The following is an 18,695-nucleotide window of genomic DNA, read 5'->3' on the forward strand; positions in this document are numbered from 1 at the left end:
AAGCATTGCACCGGAATTAAACATGGAACAGACGTACAAACTAGACTTAAAAGGAGTGAACAGTTCATGCATACGATGTGGAAGGGAACAATCAGCTTCGGGCTTGTAAATATTCCTGTAAAAATGCATGCTGCTACGGAAAATAAAGATGTGAAGTTGCGGCAGCTGCATAAAGAGTGCAACACACCGGTCAAGTATGAAAAAGTTTGTCCTCATTGTGAGAAGGAATTACAGACAGAGGATATCGTCAAAGCCTATGAATACACGAAGAATAAATTTGTGGTTCTGGATGAAGATGAGTTACAGGCATTGCAGAAAGAGCAGGAAGACAAAGCGGTGGAGATCGTTGACTTCGTCAGCTTAGAGGAAATCGATCCTATCTATTTTGAACGCTGTTATTATTTGTCTCCAAATGAAGGCGGAACAAAAGCATACAGTTTATTGCGGAAAGCGCTTGAGGATACAGGGAAGATTGGCGTTGCCTCTATGGTCATACGTTCTAAGCAGCAGCTAGCTGTCATCCGGGTGTATAAAAATGTCCTAGTTGTGGAGACCATCCATTATCCGGATGAGGTACGCAACGTTGCTGATGTGCCAAACATCCCTGCTGAAGATGCAATTGTTGATAAAGAACTCAAAACAGCTAAGCTGCTTATTGAACAGCTGACAGCTACCTTTGATCCGGAGAAATATAATGATGACTACCGCGAAGCCTTGCTCGATTTAATTCAGGCAAAACGTGATCATGAGCAAGTCCATATCCCGACAGCTAAGAAACAGCCAAGTAATGTAACGAACTTGATGGACGCATTGCAGGCATCATTGGACAAAGCGAAAAAAGATAAACCGGCAGCCAAGAAGACAACAAGGAAGAAAACTGCAAGCCGACCTAAAAAGAAACCGGAAGCTGGATAATTCTGCCCGTCTTTTTACACATGCATGTCGTTTGTGACAGCACCTTGACAGCTTGCTAACAAGTCAATGAAGAAAGGGCTTATGCTATAGCGTTTCTGTTCAATGCTCCTTACTATGGAAGAATACATCCTGAAGAAGGAAGCGATAGTATGGAACGCGAAGCGTATTTTGACAATGCAAGACTGCTTATGATTGCCTTTGTTGTATTTGGACATTTAATTCAGCCATATCAGGACATGTTGTTCCTGCAAATGAGCTATACATGGATATATACCTTTCATATGCCTGTTTTCATCTTCTTAGCTGGTTTCTTTGCCAGGGGAGCTGGAAGTAAGGCTGCTGTTGAAAAGCTGGCAAAAAAGCTGCTTTTACCATTTCTGTTTTTCCAAGTAATCTACACGATTTACTATTTTATGATCGGAAAAGATGGCTGGATGGAATCCATTCTTGTGCCGCAATGGGCACTGTGGTTTTTGCTTAGCTTGTTCTGCTGGCATATACTGCTCATTCCATTCAAAAGGATACGTCCTAGCCTCGGTATTCCGCTAGCTGTATTCATCGGTTTGTTAGTGGGATACTTTAATGAAATTGGAGGAGCACTAAGCCTTTCCAGGACATTTGTTTTCTTTCCGTTTTTCTTAGTCGGTTATTGGGTGACAAAAGATCAGCTTGCTGTTCTTCGACGAATGCCTATAAGGATAGGCGGTGGACTGCTGTTAATTGCAGCGGGTGCTTTATTCTATCTTTATCCTGACATCCCGACTGACTGGCTGCTCGGATCGAAATCATATGCAGTTTTAGGAGCCGGGGAAGCAGGCGGACTGATTCGGCTACTAGTTTATCTGTTCTCGGGATTAATGATGATTAGTATACTGGCGCTTGTTCCAAATAAAGAGATGCCTTTTACAAAGTATGGACAGCGGACATTGTATGTCTATCTTTTACACGGATTCTTCATCCAGTGGATTAGGGTGGATGATTTATTCGAGGTAAGCAATAGTCTGGATGTATTAGGTCTCCTAATCGTCACTCTAACCATTGTACTGGTGCTTTCCCAGCGCTGGATGCTCCGGATATGGAAACCATTGATTGAGCTAAAAAGCCCATAAAAAAACACCGCACAGGTAAGCCTGTGCGGTGTTTTTTAAATTGCGCGTGAGTCGCGGAATTGTTTTGGAGTCATGGATGTATAGAACTTAAATTGAGCGGTGAAATAGCTTTGGTTGCAGAAGTTAAACTTCTTAGCCAAGTCAGCAATCGATTGGTTCGTATGAAGCAGGAAGTATTTAGCTTCCTCAATCTTCTTTTGATTGATGAATTGCACTGTGGAAACACCAACTTCTTTTTTGAACAAATGGGAAAGGTAGCTTGGATTCACATTGCAGTGAGTGCTGATTGCCTGCAAGCTCAGATCCTCCAAAATATGTGATTGAATATAGCCGATAGCTTCATTGATGATGTTGGAGTATTGGGTGGCTCTGCTCTTATTCAAGCCTTCGATAAAACGGACAAGCATATCATATTCCAATTCGGAAAGTTCTTGCTCCGTCTGGCAGTTCTCGATTTCAAGCATATAAGTCATATTGAGGCTTGATGCTACTTCTTGAGAAGCGCCGCCTCTCAAGATAGCGCGCGTGTACAGCGTGCAGATACTGATCAATTGGTTTTTCGCTGACCGTAACGGTTGGAAGGCATACTTCGGGCGTTCAGAAGTAGAAAGGCTCTCAATTATAGATAATGCCCCATTCAAATCACCATCGGATACAGCATCCATTAGCTGGTTTTCAAGCAGGTAAGAAGGGTACAAAAATTGTTTATTAGACTTGTTATTTTCGACGGAACGTTTTTCAGGCAGAACAGCATTTTTAGATATGCTAGACATACTATACCTCCGTTAAGGGTTATTGATATTACCATCAGTCTTATATATCAATATTGTAAGCGTTTTCCGAGAAAAAATAAACTGTTTTATTAAAAAATATTTATAAAACTGCTGTTTTTACGTTTTTCGACACAGCCGCAGGTTAATAGACAAGCAAGAGAAGTACTAGCTATAATAGAAAATAGCAAGAAAGAAGGCAATTGTCTGAAAATGAGGTGTGCAAATGCGTGTCAAATCCACCCGTCGTATTATGGCTATCGTTTGGATGGTCATCCGATTTATGCTGCAGATCTACTGGTTTTATTTGCTGCATAGCCGCGTGTGGGACGAACAGGATAAACAGGAATGGGAAGCATTACTGACTAAGCAGGCGCGCGAGTATCGGAAAACTGCGGAGAAAAAAGGCGGATTGCTGATCAAGTTAGGTCAGTTTCTCAGTTCGCGTGCTGACTTGCTGCCAAAGATATTCATTCGGGAGATGGAAGGTCTCGTAGACAGGGTAAAGCCGACATCATTTACACATTCGGAAGCAATATTAAAGGAAGAGCTTGGCAGCCGTTATGAGACGGAGATTGTGCATTTGAACCCTAAAGCTGTTGCTTCTGCTTCTATCGGTGAAGTGTACGAAGCATACTTACAAAATGGCCGGAAGATTGCGGTTAAGGTCCAGCGGCACAATGTCAGACAGATATTCCATATGGATTTCAAAGCGCTCCGAATCATCTTTTTCCTGCTCCGCAAGTTTACGAGTATCGGAAAGAAATCGGATATGAAGGCTCTGTACGCGGAAGTAGTCACAATCATCAGCCGGGAATTGGACTTCCGAAAAGAATTGGAGCATGCGGATTATTTCAAGAAGCGGTACAAAGGAAATCCGGACATTAAAGTGCCAGATTATTATCCGGAACTCTGCACAGGCAAGGTACTTGTGATGGATTGGGTAGAGGGACGGAAAGTGACGGATACAGACTATCTGGATGCCCAGAAAATCCCTCGTGAGCAAGTAGCTAAAGCACTTTTTCAATTCTTTTCTGATCAGTTTCTCAACAGCGGTATGTTCCATGCTGATCCTCATGCAGGAAATATCATGGTCCAGCCTGACGGGAAAATCGTACTGCTCGATTTTGGTATGGTCGGTGAAATCCGAGCAGCGGATACCGAATACTTACGGGAGGCAATTCAGGGAATTGTGCTAGATGATTATGAGGCTGTCATCCAAGCACTCTACAACATGGAGTTTTTGCTTCCATCCGCAGATTCGGAGAAAGTAAAACGGATTATTAGGAAAACAGTGGATTTATACAAGGGAGGTCAGCTTGATGTAGGAGACACGGAATCCTTCTTGCAGCTGATGGAGGAGCTGCAAGTGATCGTAAAGGAACAGCCGATACAGCTCCCGGCAGATTTTGCCTTCCTCGGACGGGCAGTTTTCTTGGCAATTGGCCTGGTAGCTGTCATTTATCCGCAAGCTGATCTAGTAGAATGGGGAAAACCTGTCATCCTGCGCTGGATGAGAGGATCGAAAAAACATAGTTCTATCTATACTGGTATCATCACCAATTCACTTCGTCCATTCCTGTCGATGCCTAGAGCACTCGTTGACTGGCTCACTGACGGGGAGAAGCAGCGCGGCTGGGAAAGGGATAAGCAAAAGAACCAGCTGCTGCACCATTTCTACTTCTTTTACACGGTTCTGTTACTCGCCTTGACAGCAGGTTCGGCATACACGGGCATCCAAGGAATCATTCAGCATACATTATGGCTCGTTCTCGTCGGGTTTATCCTGACATTCATATTCTTTGGACTATGGTTAATTCTCTTCATTAAGCATGTTCTGCTGCTTAGATCCATAAATAAAACTAGGAGGTTATGATAATGGCAGATTTGTTACGTAAAGGATTTCTTTTAGGTGTTGGTGCTGCTTTGGCTGGGAAGGAAAAGCTGGATGCCAAATTGAAAGAGTTAGTGGCAAAGGGAGAGATTACACCACAGCAAGCAAAGGACTTGATTCAGCGTTTTGTAGATAAAGGAGAAGCGAAATCCAATGAGTGGAATGAGAAGAATCAAGAGAACATGCAGAAAAAAGTTAACGATCTAGGACTTGCTACGAAAGCGGATGTTGATGCTTTGAAGCAGAGGATCAGTCATTTGGAGTTACGTTTGCAGAATAAGGAAGATTAATAGATTTGAGCAGAAACTATTAAGTTGTCGTGAATATTTTGAAAATTTGTTGTCATGCGTCCAATTCTCGATTAGAATGATGGTAGAGGTATAACCAGAGGAGGTAATTAGCAATGATTAGCTTTTTATCTTTAGTCGACCAAGTGGAACAGGAAATGAAACGCCCTTCCACAGCCACAGAATACGATTTTTTGAAATGGATGCATGAACAATATGTCGCCGAACAATCAGATATACTGAAGCAAGCGCAATAACAGAAGAGGCTGGGACAAAAAAGTGTTTTAGCCAGATGAAAACCCGAACTATATTACAAGTCTTCATACGAAGATTTGTAAAAGTTCGGGTTTTTTATTTGTACACTTTATTAGCGTAGGCAGAATACGGAGACTCCTCGGAAATACAAACCAATTTCCTTCGTGCGAGGTGAAACTCTCGAAGCATTCCTTGTCCTACGGGAACAGCGCGAGCTGAAGACCCCGCAGTGGCGAACTTTCCACGAGGAGGCTGAGGCCGTGCCCGTGGAAAGCAGAGTGTTCTGCCGAAGCGGCGCCCAAGAATATTATTCAATTTTAAGCACTTGAATTTTAGTTATGTCCCAGCCTCTTTTTATTTTCTTTTATCACTAATTTATAACCGGCACAAAAGGATTGTAAAGAATGACCAGCCTCCATATAAGCCATACTGAAACCTGTAATTCCATTCAATAGCATCAGTTCTGCTATATCGTCTGTCTTCATTGCTTAACCTCCAATTTTTGAATATGTTATGAACAGTATACCTATTTTCAAAATAAAGGAACAAATGTTCTTGTTGTTGGGGTTAATTTTTATCTTTTATATCTGCTATAATGCAGGTAGCAGTAAAACGATGGAGGGGTTCGACTTGTTAAGTGAAGAAGCAGTGCTTCGGCATATGAAAGAGGAGCTGGAACGGGCGTTAGACCTTGATGATGTCCAAAAGCAGCGGGAGCACGTTCGAGCAGTTCGTTCGATGTGTGACCTGTTTTTGCAAAGTGAGCGTTCAAAGCGTCCAGTCAAAACGCAGGTGTCTAAACCGTCAGAAGCAGCAGTAAGCCCATCAGCAGCAGAATGGGCAGCGATGACAGGGGAATGGCCAGCCCAGCAGCCGCCTAAGAAAGCATTTGAAGATGATGATGAAGAATCGAATGGTAAGTCATTGTTCGATTTTTGATATAAAGGAGCAGAAAAATGAAAGCATTACTCATAATCGGAGCTATAAGTGGTTTCCTTACGGTAGCACTTGGAGCATTCGGAGCGCACGGACTAGAAGGGAGATTGTCTGAGAAGGCAATAGCCACATGGGAGAAAGCAGTTCAATATCAAATGTTCCATACCGTGGTCATTATCGGAGTAGCATTATTGCTCCAAAAGATCCAAGCAGGCAGTTTGACAACTGCGGGCGGTTTCTTTATTGCGGGGATCCTGCTATTTTCAGGAACACTTTACATATATGCTGTCAGCGGAATCACGATCTTTGCCATCATTACGCCAGTAGGCGGAGTGGCATTCCTGATCGGATGGGTATTGCTCGGCTATACTGCAATCAAATATTTATAAGAAAAAAACCTCTGCCGCAGCAGAGGTTTTTTTATCGTGGTGGATAAGTTGCAGTGCCGCCTGGATTTCCAAAAGGGTAACTATAATTAAGCGGTTCATCGAATGTTACATAATCGAGGTAGACCATCAATAATAAGTAACGTCGGTTGTTCTCTGGATCACGTAAGATAAGATGGTCACGACCGGCAGCCTCGATCACGCCTTTAAAGATTTTTGCGTTCCAGCGGTCATTGTTTTCGAAGGTCATATACACCGTGGCCAGCTTGTTTCGATTCAAACGCAGAATATTTTCGATATAAGATTGCTCAACTGGCAGTCCTGGTCCGGCTGGTCCTCCGCCTTGAACTTGTGACGGAACTTGCTGCTGTTGTTGCTGTTGCGGGAAAAACGGTTGGTTTTGCTGACGAGTTGGGTAGCTATAGTTCGGGACTTGCGGATAAGTATAGGCCTGGCTCTGTTCCTGATACTGTGGAGTGCTCGGAGACTGGTTTTCTTGATTCGGGTTCTTGCTCATTTTCATTCCCCTTTCCTATATCCTTTCAAAAGACAATCGGGCTGGCTGAAACTGTGAAGGCGGGAATTGAGTTATATCGTGCGACTAGTATGAATACAAGACACGCTGCGCCTTCACAACCGTTATCGCCTTACCTCATGTCTAAGGAACTCATGCCTGTTCTTTGACATGATATGAAGCCTGGAAGGGGAGTAGAACAAGGGGATTAAAAAAAACCGGACCAAGTTGGTCCAGCTTTCATTAAATATGGAAGTAGTCGGATACTGCTTCTTTATCCAACTTATTTCCGAAATAGAAGTCACCGAATTCGCCGTACCGTGCGCTAACTTCATCGAAACGCATCTCATATACTAGTTTCTTGATCGGCAGTGGATCGTGTGCGAATAATGTTACGCCCCACTCCCAGTCATCAAAACCGAACGATCCTGTGATAATCTGTTTGATTTGACCAGCGTATTTACGGCCGGTTTTGCTGTGCTCATACATAAGTTTCGAGCGAGCGTCTTTTTCAAGTGAATACCAGTTGTCTTCATTCACCCGGCGTTTGTCCATCGGATAGAAGCACATATAATCCCAACGAGGTAAAATTGGTTTCAGACGTGCTTGTACTTCTGGTTTTTGTTCAATATCAACACCAGGTTTGCTCATATATTTGGAGAGCTCAACGACAGATAAGTAAGAGAAGCTTTTCGTCATGAAAGATGCGATCTGCATTTTATCGAAAGCTGTTTCTATCTCCTGCAACTCATCCATAGTCGGACGCATAATCATAAACATCAGGTCAGCTTTATGACCAATAATCTTATAGACAAGCTGACTGCCGTTATTTGCTTCCTCAACTTGTTCCATATTTGAAAGCCAGTTCTGATATTCCTCGATCGCTGCTTGACGCACATCCTCGGAAGCCAGTTTCCAGCTTGTCCAATCCATTACACGGAAATCATGCAGGCAATACCAGCCATCCATGGTTTCTACTGCTTCTGCCATGCCTAAACACTCCTTTTTCGTTCACATTCTTTGTATAGTGTAACACAAACGACATCACACCATGCTTGTCGTTGCTTTCTAGTTCCCATATCTATTATATCAACTGTTCAGTATGCTTCGTGTGTATACTTTGACAGAAATGGGAACATCTAAAGGAGCGGTTATTTTAATTAAAAAAATCAGCAGCGACTGATATGACTTTAAAAGTAAAACAAAAAGATTTACTATAGAAATGCAGACATATTCTAGGAGGGTTTTAGGATGAGTGATTTATTTCAAACATTGCGGGAAAAAGTAACAGGCCAAAATAAAAAGATCGTCTTGCCGGAAGGCTTGGATGAGCGTATTTTGGAAGCAGCAGCAAAGCTTGCCGAAGAGGGGATTATTGCACCGATTTTGATCGGCAATAAAGAGCAAGTGGAACAAAAGGCAAAAGAATTGTCTATCGACTTGCACGGTGCAGCAATTCTTGACCCGGATACGTATGAGAAATTCGATGAGCTAGTTGCAGCGTTCGTGGAACGCCGCAAAGGCAAAGCGACAGAAGAAGATGCAAAGAAATTACTAAAAGATGAAAATTACTTCGGTACTATGCTTGTTTATACAGGCGAAGCTGACGGTCTTGTGAGCGGGGCAGCACATTCTACTGCTGATACAGTACGTCCAGCTCTTCAAATCATTAAAACGAAACCAGGATACAAGAAGACTTCTGGTGCATTCGTAATGGTAAGAGAAGATGAGCGCTATGTTTTCGGTGACTGTGCTATCAACATCGCACCTGACAGCCAGGATCTTGCGGAAATTGCTGTAGCAAGTGCTGAAACAGCGGCTATGTTCGGTATCGATCCAAAAGTAGCATTGCTTAGCTTCTCGACTAAAGGATCTGCTAAATCTCCGGAAACTGAAAAAGTATCGGATGCGCTAGCGATTGCGAAAGAGAAAAATCCTAACCTTGTTGTAGATGGCGAATTCCAATTCGATGCAGCCTTTGTACCATCTGTTGCTGCGAAAAAAGCACCGGATGCTGTATTGAAAGGTGATGCGAATGTATTCGTATTCCCTAGCCTAGAAGCAGGTAACATTGGGTACAAAATTGCTCAGCGTCTTGGTAATTTCGATGCTGTAGGTCCAATCCTACAGGGTTTGAACGCACCAGTAAACGATTTGTCCCGCGGCTGTAATGCAGATGATGTGTACAAGCTTACACTTATCACTGCTGCTCAATCTGTAGAATAAGCAAATATGGAAGACGCCTTTCTCAAAGGAAGGTGTCTTTTTTGTTTGTTTTGTTTTTCCTGCCTAATTATAGTAAAATAGCCTTGTCTAAGATGCAAAAGGAGTGAGTATTTGTTGGGCAATGATATCCGCTATTCATCCGAAGTAACAGATCAGTTTGTGAAGCATGCCATCGATTACGTAGGAGCAGGAGTGGTAATCACAGACCCCTCACTTCCTGATAATCCGATTATTTATACAAACAAAGGTTTCGAAGAACTTACTGGTTATCCTTCAGAAGAAATTCTCGGCCATAACTGCCGCTTTCTTCAAGGTAAAGATACGAGAAAAGAAGATGTTGCAGCCGTCCGTGATGCAATAAGTGATAAAAAGACTGTCGTGGTAGAGCTGAAGAACTATCGCAAAAACGGTGAAATGTTCTGGAATGAGCTGGAGATTTATCCGATTTATTTGGAAAGTGAGCAGAAGACTTTCTTCGTCGGTGTACAGAAAGATGTAACACAGAGAAAGCAAAGTGAAGAACTTGTTTCTCATTACCTGGAAGAAGTATCCCGATTGTCCACGCCGATTGTCCCGATTACGGACACTACATCCATCTTGCCGTTGATTGGGGATGTTGATGATCGCAGGCTGAACCAGATACTGGAGCGAGTAGGTGAGCACGTCCAGCAGACAGGGGAACGGAATTTCATTCTTGATCTGCAAGGAATCAGTCGCTTCCATAGCGGTGTTCATCACGGTGTACTGCGACTTCACCAACTGCTTGATATGATGGGCACGCGCATGATCATTACGGGATTCCACCCGAAGATGGCTATGGAAAGTGTTCGTCAAACAGATTTCAGTGATCAAAACATCACGTTCTATTCGACAGTGAAACAAGCTTTAGCGTTTCTGGAAAAAGAAAACCGCTGAACCGATTAATCGGTCAGCGGTTTTTTATTGGAAATTCTCATTTCGAGCACGCATCAGCTTCATCCGTTCCTGCTGCAGCTGAATCTCTTGTACTGTCATTTCTGAGGAAGGATCGATATGTGTGATAGAGGCTAGTCCATCAACAATCCGCTTACACACTTGTTCACTTGTAAGGGAAACCTGGAGCAATTCTTCCAGCGAAGCCATCGTTTCCGGCACTACATCAGGGAAGGTGAAACGAGTTTCCGCATCTTTTTTAGCTCTTTCATAGAATCCTTGAACGATCTCGGCACGCGCCGCGCCGCTTCCATCTACACATAAGTAGATTTGGACAGCAGAACCGTCTTTTACCCTGCGCTGGGAAATGCCGGCAAATTTACGACCGTCTATGCTCAAATCATAGGTCCCAGGACAATAAGAACCGACTATCTCAAAAGCTTCAATTTTATCGGTAAGATCCTGGAAAATATATTGGATGAAGGAAACCATCGCTTGATATCCATCATGAATCCCGATGTGCTTGGCATCTGGGAAGATAAAGGATAGATTGACAACACCTTTATCGAGCAGGACAGCGAGTCCGCCAGAGTTTCGAACAACAGCTTTGTAGCCTTTTTCCTGCAAATAGGATATTCCTTCTTTTATATAAGGAAGACGGGAATCAGGTATGCCGAGCATAATCGTGCGGTCATGGATCCACAGTCTTGCAGTTGGCGGGGCCAGATTTTCTCCGACAGAAATGGCTAAGGCATCATCTATCGCGAAGGAGGCCATAGCTTGTTCCGGACCGTCTTCACCGGAATGATCGATAATGCGGAATTCAGGTGTTTTGAATAATGTATGTAACACGTAGAACGCGCTCCTTTTCAGCTGAATGGCGTCAAACGCCAATACATAGTATAGCAAAGAATAGGGTAGACAAGAAACGAGTAAAAATTACTTTTAGTTGTTTACGGGGGACCTGATATTTTATAAACTAAGTCTATTGGACAAAAAAATACGAGACAGAATGACATAAAGTGAGGCAAAGGAAATGGCGTATCGAGATGAAAAGCTAGATGAAGAAAAAGTTTTCAAAGATCCGGTGCATCGCTATGTACATGTCCGTGACAGGGTAATATGGGATCTGATAGCAACGCCTGAATTTCAGCGGCTTCGCAGGATCAAGCAGCTTGGAACCTCTTATATGACGTTTCATGGTGCCGAACACAGCCGTTTTAATCATTCCTTAGGGGTCTATGAGATTGTCAGACGGATTGTAAATAATTTCGAGAACCGGAAGAACTGGAAAAAGGAACAGCGGTTGCTGCTTCTCTGCGCAGCTTTGCTCCATGATCTCGGTCATGGACCTTATTCTCATTCCTTCGAAAAGGTTTTTGGCTTAGATCATGAAGAGTTCACCCGCAAGATTATCCTTGGAAATACTGGAGTCAATCATGTGCTGCGAAAAGTTAGCGCAAGCTTTCCGAAAAAGGTAGCTGAGGTTATCAATAAGACATATGGTGATAAATTAATCGTCAGTATCATCTCAAGCCAGATTGATGCAGACAGGATGGATTATTTGCAGCGTGATGCCTATTTTACAGGTGTAAGCTATGGCCATTTTGACATGGAAAGAATACTTCGGGTAATGCGCCCTCGTGAGGATCAGGTCGTGATCAAAGAATCCGGCATGCATGCAGTCGAGGATTATATCATGAGCCGCTACCAAATGTATTGGCAAGTATATTTCCACCCAGTAACACGCAGTGCGGAAGTAATTCTGACGAAAATCCTGCATCGTGCAAAAGCACTTTATAAAAGTGACTATACATTCAAGTTGCGACCGCAGCATTTTATTTCCTTGTTTGATGAAAATGTCACCTTAGAAGATTATATACGGCTTGATGAAAATGTAACATCCTTCTATTTCCAGGCTTGGCTTGAAGAAGAAGATGATATACTAAGGGACTTGTGTGAAAGATTCCTGAATCGCAGACTATTTAAGTATATCGAGTTCAATCCGCTTCTGCATGTTAAAGAGATGGTCGAGCTGTCCAGGCTCTTCAGTGAAGTAGGCATCGATCCGGAATATTATCTGATTGATGATTCGTCATCTGATTTGCCTTATGACTTCTATCGTCCAGGCGAGGAAGAAGAGCGTTTGCCGATCCATTTACAGTTGCCAAATGGAAAATTGAAGGAATTATCACGTCAATCGGATATTGTCGAAGCGATTTCGGGTAAAAAACGAACAGACCATAAATTGTATTTCCCTCAGGACATTCTAGAAGCCCTGCCGGATGACAGTCAACAGAAGCAACGGATCTATGAGATTTTATTCCAATAAGGAGGAGCAGCTATGCTAGCCAACCACGCAAATCTCCTGCAATTCTTTTCTTCCGTGGAAGAAGTGGTAGGAAGAAAGAAACTGCAAAAGATGATTTACATACTGAAGAAAAATGGTATTCCGTTCGGTGAAAAATATGAATTCCATCTATTCGGTCCCTATTCGGAGGAATTGTCCCTGCGTGTGGATGAACTGAGCAACCTCGGTTTGATCAAAGAGACAAAAGAGGATAAAAGCAGCTATTTCCAATACCGTTATACAATTACGGAGGAAGGCCAACAGTTTCTATCACATTACGATAATCAATTTCCGGATTACCAGGCGTCTATCCGCCTGCTGAAAGAAAAAAGCTCTCGTTTCCTGGAGCTAGTTTCCACGATGCTGTATTTTGAAGAACTGCCGCAGGAAGAAGTGGAAGATAAAGTACGGACAGTAAAGAAAAAACAAAATTATACCGATGAAGAGATGACCCAAGCTTGGGAGTTCATCAAATCATTGAAACAACAGCAAGCATGAAAAAGAGCGAGGGATCCACGTGATCCTTCGCTCTTTTAATTACACAAGTAATAACAATATGGTGTATCCGGCTGCGCCAAACAGGAAGCTTCCGATACTGCTTTCCTTTTCCTCAGGAAGCTCTTCTTTCAGTACATTCAATACGATACCTCCTGCAATAAAAGCATTAAGAATGGAGATTGCTACTTCGTTCAATTCGGTTAAAACGCCAATGAACCAGCCTAAAATAATGGCGCCTGTAAGAAGTAATCTTCCGTACTTATCATAGATATGTTTGTAATCACTCCGCAGACTCCGGTCATTGGTAATAAAGTGGACACCTAAAGCGAGAAAATAGAACAGCATCCCAAGAGGAGATTCATATTCTTCCCGTATCAACAGGTAGCCTATAATAGCGTTATATAAAAAGAAAGAGCTGATATGCAGCCAGAAAACACCGGAACCCGCCGCTTCAGGATTTTTGAGTTTGTCTGTCTGTTTCGATACTGTCACCATTCTTTCCAATCCATAGAAAAGTACCAACCCGATCAGAGCAACAATATAAATATGATGTTCTGCATACCGCCAGATACTATCTCCTAGTTCGGCTTCCAGTTGTTCCTGATAAGAATTTAACTCAGGAAGAAGATGGACGAACACATAGGCCACTGCTATTCCCGCAGAAACAGACAAGAATTTACTTCGGGGTGTTTCCTTCAGAAAACTCATGTACTTAGAGAAGTAATGGATGAGTGCGAATCCTGCTGCGAAAATCAAACTAAGCCAAAAATACATGAAATCTTCCTTTCGATATTTGCTGCTGTACTCTTCCCGGATAGAATACTCTCTAATCGGCTGTAGGGTGGTAATAGTTCCGTACTTGGATGGATTTGTAGAATTCCGACACTTAAATATTCTGGTAAATTTACAGAATATTGTAATATAATAGAAAAAACGTATATTGAAAGTGGGTCATGTATGCGCATAGTTTCTTTCTTCAGCTATCTAGTATTAGGACTGGTAGCTATATTACTAGTAAGTTGTATTCCATCGGTATTTTCCGCAGGTTTTTTCGGATACTGGCATAATGTTTTTCACTTAGTTGAACAAGTGATGGATCCATCTCAGTGGGTGTATACAACACCATTTAACAGGACCTATTCTATAACTTCTTTCTTTGGTGATGCTATATCTTATTCCATGACAATACTAATTCTTGCTTTAGTGACAGGGTTTGGTGGTGGTCTGCTTTTTGCAGTGCTTTCTTTTTTGCTGCCCAAAAGGGTAGTTGAGCCATTGAAACGATTAGGTAATTTTGCGGAATCAATCCCTGATATACTTATAGCTTTTGGAATCCAGCTGCTTGTTGTTTTCCTGTACAAACAATTCGGCTTTCTCTTGCTGCAATTCAGTTCAGTTGGCAGCGATGAAATCTATATCCTGCCAATACTTATTATCGCTATCTTACCGTTCTTTTCCTTTTACCGGATAGTCTTGTCTATGCTGGAGGAAGAACAACAAAAAGACTATGTCGTCCTGGCGCAAAGCAAGGGATTAAGTAAAAGCTATATTCTTTTTGTACATATGCTGCGAAATATTTTACCTACTGCTTTTTTGCATACGAAGGTAATTACATGGGCAACAATGTCTACTATTCCAGCCATTGAATATATTATGAATTTATACGGTATTACTAGTATTTTAAAAGACTTACTGTTAAGGGACGGATCAAATGCCATCGAGATATTCTTTATATTAGTGTTTTTCTTTATCCCTTTTTATATTATTTATGGAGTTGCTGACAGAGTTCTTGTTAGGGAAAGAACAGTTAAACAGGAGCCGCCGGTCTGGAGAAAGGTACCTTTAGTCGGAAAAAGGAAGAAAGGGAGTGTACTCTCCTTCAAGAGAAATATCAAACATTCTCCCGTTTACCGTAATTGGAAATTTGTGACGGGTTCAGCTTTGATTCTGCTTTTGTTTCTGGCGAGCTGTCTTTATACTGTCTGGGCTGATCCGTCCATTCAAGTGACAGAATATCAATACGAAGATGGGAGAGCGGTAGATAAAGCTCCATTTCCACCTAATGATGATTACTGGCTCGGAACTGACAGAAGCGGAAGACATCTGGATGATGTGCTTATAACGGGGGCAAAATTCACAATAGGGTTTGCTATCCTTCTCGCGGCTTTACGGATTGGCGGTGGATTTCTACTAGCTATCCCCTATGTGCTCTTAGTTCCAATGAAAGTCAGGAAAATTTTGGACAAGTTCACGGACACTCTGCATTATATCCCGCAATCATTATTGGCGCTCTTCCTGTTAACCCCAATTATTGGGGCGAGTGTTTATTATGATCTTACTATAACGGAAAAAATCTTTTGGCAGATACTGATCTTGCTTTTACTTGTACTCCCGCTTACAACCTCGCTTTTAAGCAAAGAAATTGATCATGCACTTTCCACTGCTTTTGTAACAAGTGGGACTATACTTGGAGGAAGCAAACTGCATCTCATACGAAAGCATGTATGGCCGCAGATACGCATGAGATGTTTCATTCTATTTGGACAGCAAACAGCTCAAGTGCTTGTTTTATTTATTCATCTAGGGATTTTCGGGGTATATTTTGGAGGAACAGTTGTTAAAGGAGACCTAGTTTATCCAGCCACAGCGGAGTGGTCCTCTCAGATACCGTTTCTTCGGTACATGCTCATGCAGCCGGATGGTTATTACAGCGCAGTTGTCATTGCCGCATTTCTTTTCCTCATATTCTGTGTACAGCTAATAGTCGCAGGTTTGAAAGAAGTGGAACATAGCAGGCTGGGTATTAAGGGAACAAAGGATAGAAGGGTGCAAACAGCAGTGTCAGACAAGCAAGCTGCAGCTGGTCTAACTGCATCACCCGATGCTTTCCGTTTCCATGATAAAACAATTGAATTGAAGTGATAATCCGACACATGCTACTATAGAAGCAAAAGTCGAGGGAGCGGTATATGTGGAAAAGAAGAAAAATAATGCTTTCACGATCATGAAGGACGATTCTACGGACGGTCATGGCGGATATGGGGTCGGTTCGATCAGTCTGGAGAATATGAGTCCGGTCATCGTTGATCCGAATGAGAAAACAGCATACGTGGATATGGCGGCGATGCATGCTCGCAGTCAAGTGGAAAGACGTGTGCGGTTCCAGCATGAGAAGGAAAAAGTACAAGACGGAAAGCTGTATTGGATTGTCTGGGTGACGGTGCAAAATGGCGGAGAAGGCCCTTATTACTTTGGAGCAGCTGCCAGCGAAATTCTTGTTGATCGGCCGAATCGTATCGCTTATAAATCTATGCCGGAGCATGTGAAGCATATGGAGCAGTCTATGAAAGGCAAGTATGTGCTTGAGCATATGGATGATGTATCGAAGGAATTGCTGTTGGAGTTCCTTAAGGAATATAAACCGGAATTCTGGAGCAGGTCGCCGAAGGATCTGGAAAACCAACTCCAATAAATCAAAGCCGCTTTCCCGAAAAAGGGACAGCGGCTTTTCTTTTAAAACAGCCAATCAAACCAGCGTTTGCGTCTGTTCATAGGTTCTTCCTGGTCATGATGGAGAGGGTACTCATCTAAATCAGGTCGGCAGTATAGCTTAGGTTCTGTACCTCTAACAAAATAAGTGAATCGGCGCTTTTCGCAATAAGACGTGGAAAGAAAGCCGGAATCAGGATCAACAAACATACCACGAACACCGGCAGGAGGCCGGAATGCTTTGATTGGTTCGCCCTGATGCGCTGCTTCCATAAATCCTGCCCAAATTTCTTTGCTGTAGGCAAGCTCTTTTACTTTCTCCATGGAGCGGTTATTATCATAGCCAGTCCAGACGGCTGTCACCAAGTCAGGACTGAAGCCAACCATCCAGCTATCTGTTGTTGTTGTTCCGGATTTCCCTGCATATGGCCGGCTCAACTGATCCTTGATTGAGGCACCTGTTACACGCATATAGCTGCTAAGCGAGTCATCGAACATACCTGTCATTAAATCGGTGAGCACAAACAGTCTTTTTTTATCCAGCTTGCTTTTTTTCTGCGGTTTGTGAGAATAGATAGTCTTACCGTTGCGATCGACGATTTTTTCAATCGTATAGCTTTCAACCTGTTTACCGCCATTTGCTATCCGGCTGTAGGCAACTCCCATCTCTTCGACAGACACCGGAGAAGTTCCAAGCGCGAGTGATGGAACTGCCTGTAACTCACTGGTGATACCGAGTTTCTTGGCATCTGCAGCTATCTTTTCTGCACCAATCATTAAATTCGTTTTCACTGCATAAATATTGTCGGACATTGCGATAGCTTCTACCATTGTAATTTCATCATTTGCATAATAGCCATGAAAATTGCCAGGTGCATATTCTCCGCCATCCGGCAGTTCAAAGGTTGTTTCTTCGCTTCTTAGCTGTGTCATCGGTGTGAAACCGTTTATCAGGGCAGTGTAATACACAAAAGGCTTGAATGCGGAGCCTGGCATACGTTTGGATGTAGTAGCTCTGTTATACGTACTCGCTTTGTAATCAGTTCCGCCAACCATAGCTGTGATTGCACCGGTATCTGGATCCATAGCAATTGCGCCCGTCTGCAGTTCTGTATCAGCCGGAATAGTGTCTGCTATTTGCGTCTCCAATTTGAGCTGCTGATCAGAATCCATCGTTGTATAGACGTGGTACCCAGCTGTTGCAGCTTGATCCTCGTCCATCTCCAGAACATCGGCAAGCTCGTCTGTAATATAGTCCTGGAAATAACCAGCGCGTCTGACTGTTTCCCGTTCCTGCTCTGTCGAGAGCGATACAGCTGGAAGTGATTCGGGTTCAGTGATATAACCTTCATCCTCCAGCAGTCCGTAAATATATTCCTGCCTTTCATCGGCAAGCTCTTTATTTTGGAAAGGGGAGTAGTAAGATGGGCCTTTCGGTATACCGGCAAGCAATGCCGCTTCAGCAGCTGTTAAACTGCCAGGATCTTTATCCATATAATAATCGCTCGCTGCTTGGATGCCGTACATCCCATGTCCGTAATAAATCGTATTAAGATATCCTTCCAATATTTCATCCTTCGAATAAAACATCTCTAAGCGGATACCGTAGATTGCTTCCTTGAATTTTCGTGTCCACGTTTTATCATTCGTTAAGTAAAGATTCTTGGCATATTGCTGGGTTATGGTGCTGGCTCCTTCAACCTTGGCGCCAGCCTTGATGTCCTGCAGGGCAGCAGCGAATATGCGCTTCCAGGCAAATCCATGATGTTTGTAGAAGTTCTTGTCTTCAGCCAGAATAGTCGCATGAATCAAGTGAGGAGAGACTTCGTCCAGTGCGACCCAGCGTTTCTGTGTGTTGCCATACTGTTCACCGAGGATCGTGCTGTCATTCGCATAGAATGTCGTACTCCATTTATTTGTCATCGGAGGAGGTCCCATCAAATAACAGATGAGGAGCAGTCCGCCGATGGCAGTTATCATGCTTCCGAGTATAACGGCAGCCAGTCTTTTTGGCCGGAGCCACTTCTGCCAACGGGCTATCGGAATCCGAATCAAATCTATCGCCTGCTTCCTTCATGGTGTCAAAAACAGTATCGGCATCCAGTAGGATAATAAACATCTGAAAGGGTTGCTTTTTTTCGGATTTTCTCTATA

At 43.0% G+C, this 18,695-nt stretch carries 20 protein-coding genes; 13 read left to right on the forward strand and 7 right to left on the reverse strand.

Going from position 1 to position 18,695, the window contains the following annotated elements:
• Nucleotides 1-66 precede the first annotated feature (66 nt).
• The gene (gene ku, locus GZ22_RS14490; RefSeq protein ID WP_038563974.1) at nucleotides 67-915 is read left to right on the forward strand and encodes a non-homologous end joining protein Ku; all 849 of its coding nucleotides are present in this window, start codon (nucleotides 67-69) and stop codon (nucleotides 913-915) included.
• 149 nt (nucleotides 916-1,064) lie between these two features.
• On the forward strand, nucleotides 1,065-2,024 hold the full coding sequence (locus GZ22_RS14495; protein WP_038563976.1) for an acyltransferase family protein: 960 nt from the start codon (nucleotides 1,065-1,067) through the stop codon (nucleotides 2,022-2,024).
• Nucleotides 2,025-2,059: 35 nt separating this feature from the next.
• Here the strand turns inward: GZ22_RS14495 and GZ22_RS14500 are convergent, their stop codons facing one another.
• Nucleotides 2,060-2,797, reverse strand: coding sequence for an AraC family transcriptional regulator (locus tag GZ22_RS14500; RefSeq protein ID WP_038563978.1), 738 nt, complete (start codon nucleotides 2,795-2,797; stop codon nucleotides 2,060-2,062).
• Between the two features lie 223 nt (nucleotides 2,798-3,020).
• On the opposite strand from GZ22_RS14500, the gene GZ22_RS14505 reads away from it, so the two are divergent.
• The 3 genes from GZ22_RS14505 (at nucleotide 3,021) to GZ22_RS18660 (ending at nucleotide 5,232) form a co-directional block, all read left to right on the forward strand.
• Nucleotides 3,021-4,670, forward strand: a complete 1,650-nt coding sequence (locus GZ22_RS14505) for an ABC1 kinase family protein (protein WP_038563981.1) — start codon at nucleotides 3,021-3,023, stop codon at nucleotides 4,668-4,670.
• A gap of 2 nt (nucleotides 4,671-4,672) precedes the next feature.
• A complete protein-coding gene (locus tag GZ22_RS14510; RefSeq protein ID WP_038563983.1) occupies nucleotides 4,673-4,978 on the forward strand; it encodes a phasin family protein in 306 nt (101 codons plus the stop codon).
• Nucleotides 4,979-5,091: 113 nt separating this feature from the next.
• Nucleotides 5,092-5,232 (forward strand): hypothetical protein, encoded by a 141-nt coding sequence (locus tag GZ22_RS18660; protein ID WP_164072094.1) that lies wholly within the window; start codon nucleotides 5,092-5,094, stop codon nucleotides 5,230-5,232.
• Nucleotides 5,233-5,562: 330 nt separating this feature from the next.
• On the opposite strand, the gene GZ22_RS18665 is transcribed toward GZ22_RS18660, so the two are convergent.
• Nucleotides 5,563-5,715, reverse strand: a complete 153-nt coding sequence (locus GZ22_RS18665) for a hypothetical protein (RefSeq protein ID WP_164072096.1) — start codon at nucleotides 5,713-5,715, stop codon at nucleotides 5,563-5,565.
• A 145-nt stretch (nucleotides 5,716-5,860) separates the two neighbouring features.
• Between GZ22_RS18665 and GZ22_RS14515 the strand changes: the two genes are divergently transcribed.
• Both GZ22_RS14515 and GZ22_RS14520 read left to right on the forward strand, forming a co-directional pair.
• Nucleotides 5,861-6,169, forward strand: coding sequence for a YwdI family protein (locus tag GZ22_RS14515; protein ID WP_051748307.1), 309 nt, complete (start codon nucleotides 5,861-5,863; stop codon nucleotides 6,167-6,169).
• Between the two features lie 17 nt (nucleotides 6,170-6,186).
• Nucleotides 6,187-6,555: a DUF423 domain-containing protein gene (locus GZ22_RS14520; protein ID WP_038563987.1), complete on the forward strand. Its 369-nt coding sequence runs from the start codon at nucleotides 6,187-6,189 to the stop codon at nucleotides 6,553-6,555.
• Between the two features lie 31 nt (nucleotides 6,556-6,586).
• Here the strand turns inward: GZ22_RS14520 and gerQ are convergent, their stop codons facing one another.
• Nucleotides 6,587-7,075 (reverse strand): spore coat protein GerQ, encoded by a 489-nt coding sequence (gene gerQ / locus GZ22_RS14525; protein WP_093880596.1) that lies wholly within the window; start codon nucleotides 7,073-7,075, stop codon nucleotides 6,587-6,589.
• Nucleotides 7,076-7,309: 234 nt separating this feature from the next.
• Nucleotides 7,310-8,056, reverse strand: coding sequence for a hydrogen peroxide-dependent heme synthase (gene hemQ / locus GZ22_RS14530; RefSeq protein ID WP_038563993.1), 747 nt, complete (start codon nucleotides 8,054-8,056; stop codon nucleotides 7,310-7,312).
• 261 nt (nucleotides 8,057-8,317) lie between these two features.
• Here hemQ and pta point away from each other — a divergent pair, with 261 nt between their 5' ends.
• Both pta and ytvA read left to right on the forward strand, forming a co-directional pair.
• A complete protein-coding gene (gene pta / locus GZ22_RS14535; RefSeq protein WP_038563995.1) occupies nucleotides 8,318-9,292 on the forward strand; it encodes a phosphate acetyltransferase in 975 nt (324 codons plus the stop codon).
• Between the two features lie 114 nt (nucleotides 9,293-9,406).
• Nucleotides 9,407-10,207, forward strand: a complete 801-nt coding sequence (gene ytvA / locus GZ22_RS14540) for a YtvA family blue-light photoreceptor (RefSeq protein ID WP_245609676.1) — start codon at nucleotides 9,407-9,409, stop codon at nucleotides 10,205-10,207.
• A 24-nt stretch (nucleotides 10,208-10,231) separates the two neighbouring features.
• Here ytvA and GZ22_RS14545 read toward each other — a convergent pair whose 3' ends face one another.
• Nucleotides 10,232-11,056 carry a lipoate--protein ligase family protein gene (locus GZ22_RS14545; RefSeq protein WP_038563999.1) on the reverse strand — a complete coding sequence of 275 codons (825 nt, stop codon included), beginning with the start codon at nucleotides 11,054-11,056 and terminating at the stop codon, nucleotides 10,232-10,234.
• Between the two features lie 184 nt (nucleotides 11,057-11,240).
• Here GZ22_RS14545 and GZ22_RS14550 point away from each other — a divergent pair, with 184 nt between their 5' ends.
• Together GZ22_RS14550 and GZ22_RS14555 are read left to right on the forward strand one after the other, a co-directional pair.
• Nucleotides 11,241-12,536, forward strand: a complete 1,296-nt coding sequence (locus GZ22_RS14550; RefSeq protein ID WP_038564002.1) for an HD domain-containing protein — start codon at nucleotides 11,241-11,243, stop codon at nucleotides 12,534-12,536.
• A gap of 12 nt (nucleotides 12,537-12,548) precedes the next feature.
• Nucleotides 12,549-13,052 carry a YwgA family protein gene (locus GZ22_RS14555; RefSeq protein ID WP_038564005.1) on the forward strand — a complete coding sequence of 168 codons (504 nt, stop codon included), beginning with the start codon at nucleotides 12,549-12,551 and terminating at the stop codon, nucleotides 13,050-13,052.
• A 39-nt stretch (nucleotides 13,053-13,091) separates the two neighbouring features.
• On the opposite strand, the gene GZ22_RS14560 is transcribed toward GZ22_RS14555, so the two are convergent.
• Nucleotides 13,092-13,826: a hypothetical protein gene (locus tag GZ22_RS14560; RefSeq protein WP_038564007.1), complete on the reverse strand. Its 735-nt coding sequence runs from the start codon at nucleotides 13,824-13,826 to the stop codon at nucleotides 13,092-13,094.
• Nucleotides 13,827-14,009: 183 nt separating this feature from the next.
• Between GZ22_RS14560 and GZ22_RS14565 the strand changes: the two genes are divergently transcribed.
• Together GZ22_RS14565 and GZ22_RS14570 are read left to right on the forward strand one after the other, a co-directional pair.
• On the forward strand, nucleotides 14,010-15,974 hold the full coding sequence (locus tag GZ22_RS14565) for an ABC transporter permease subunit (RefSeq protein WP_038564009.1): 1,965 nt from the start codon (nucleotides 14,010-14,012) through the stop codon (nucleotides 15,972-15,974).
• A gap of 49 nt (nucleotides 15,975-16,023) precedes the next feature.
• On the forward strand, nucleotides 16,024-16,524 hold the full coding sequence (locus tag GZ22_RS14570) for a YwhD family protein (protein ID WP_038564011.1): 501 nt from the start codon (nucleotides 16,024-16,026) through the stop codon (nucleotides 16,522-16,524).
• 41 nt (nucleotides 16,525-16,565) lie between these two features.
• On the opposite strand, the gene GZ22_RS14575 is transcribed toward GZ22_RS14570, so the two are convergent.
• Nucleotides 16,566-18,596 (reverse strand): transglycosylase domain-containing protein, encoded by a 2,031-nt coding sequence (locus GZ22_RS14575; RefSeq protein ID WP_038564014.1) that lies wholly within the window; start codon nucleotides 18,594-18,596, stop codon nucleotides 16,566-16,568.
• Between the last annotated feature and the right edge of the window lie 99 nt (nucleotides 18,597-18,695).

Source organism: Terribacillus saccharophilus, assembly GCF_000725365.1.
GTDB lineage: Bacteria > Bacillota > Bacilli > Bacillales > Amphibacillaceae > Terribacillus > Terribacillus saccharophilus.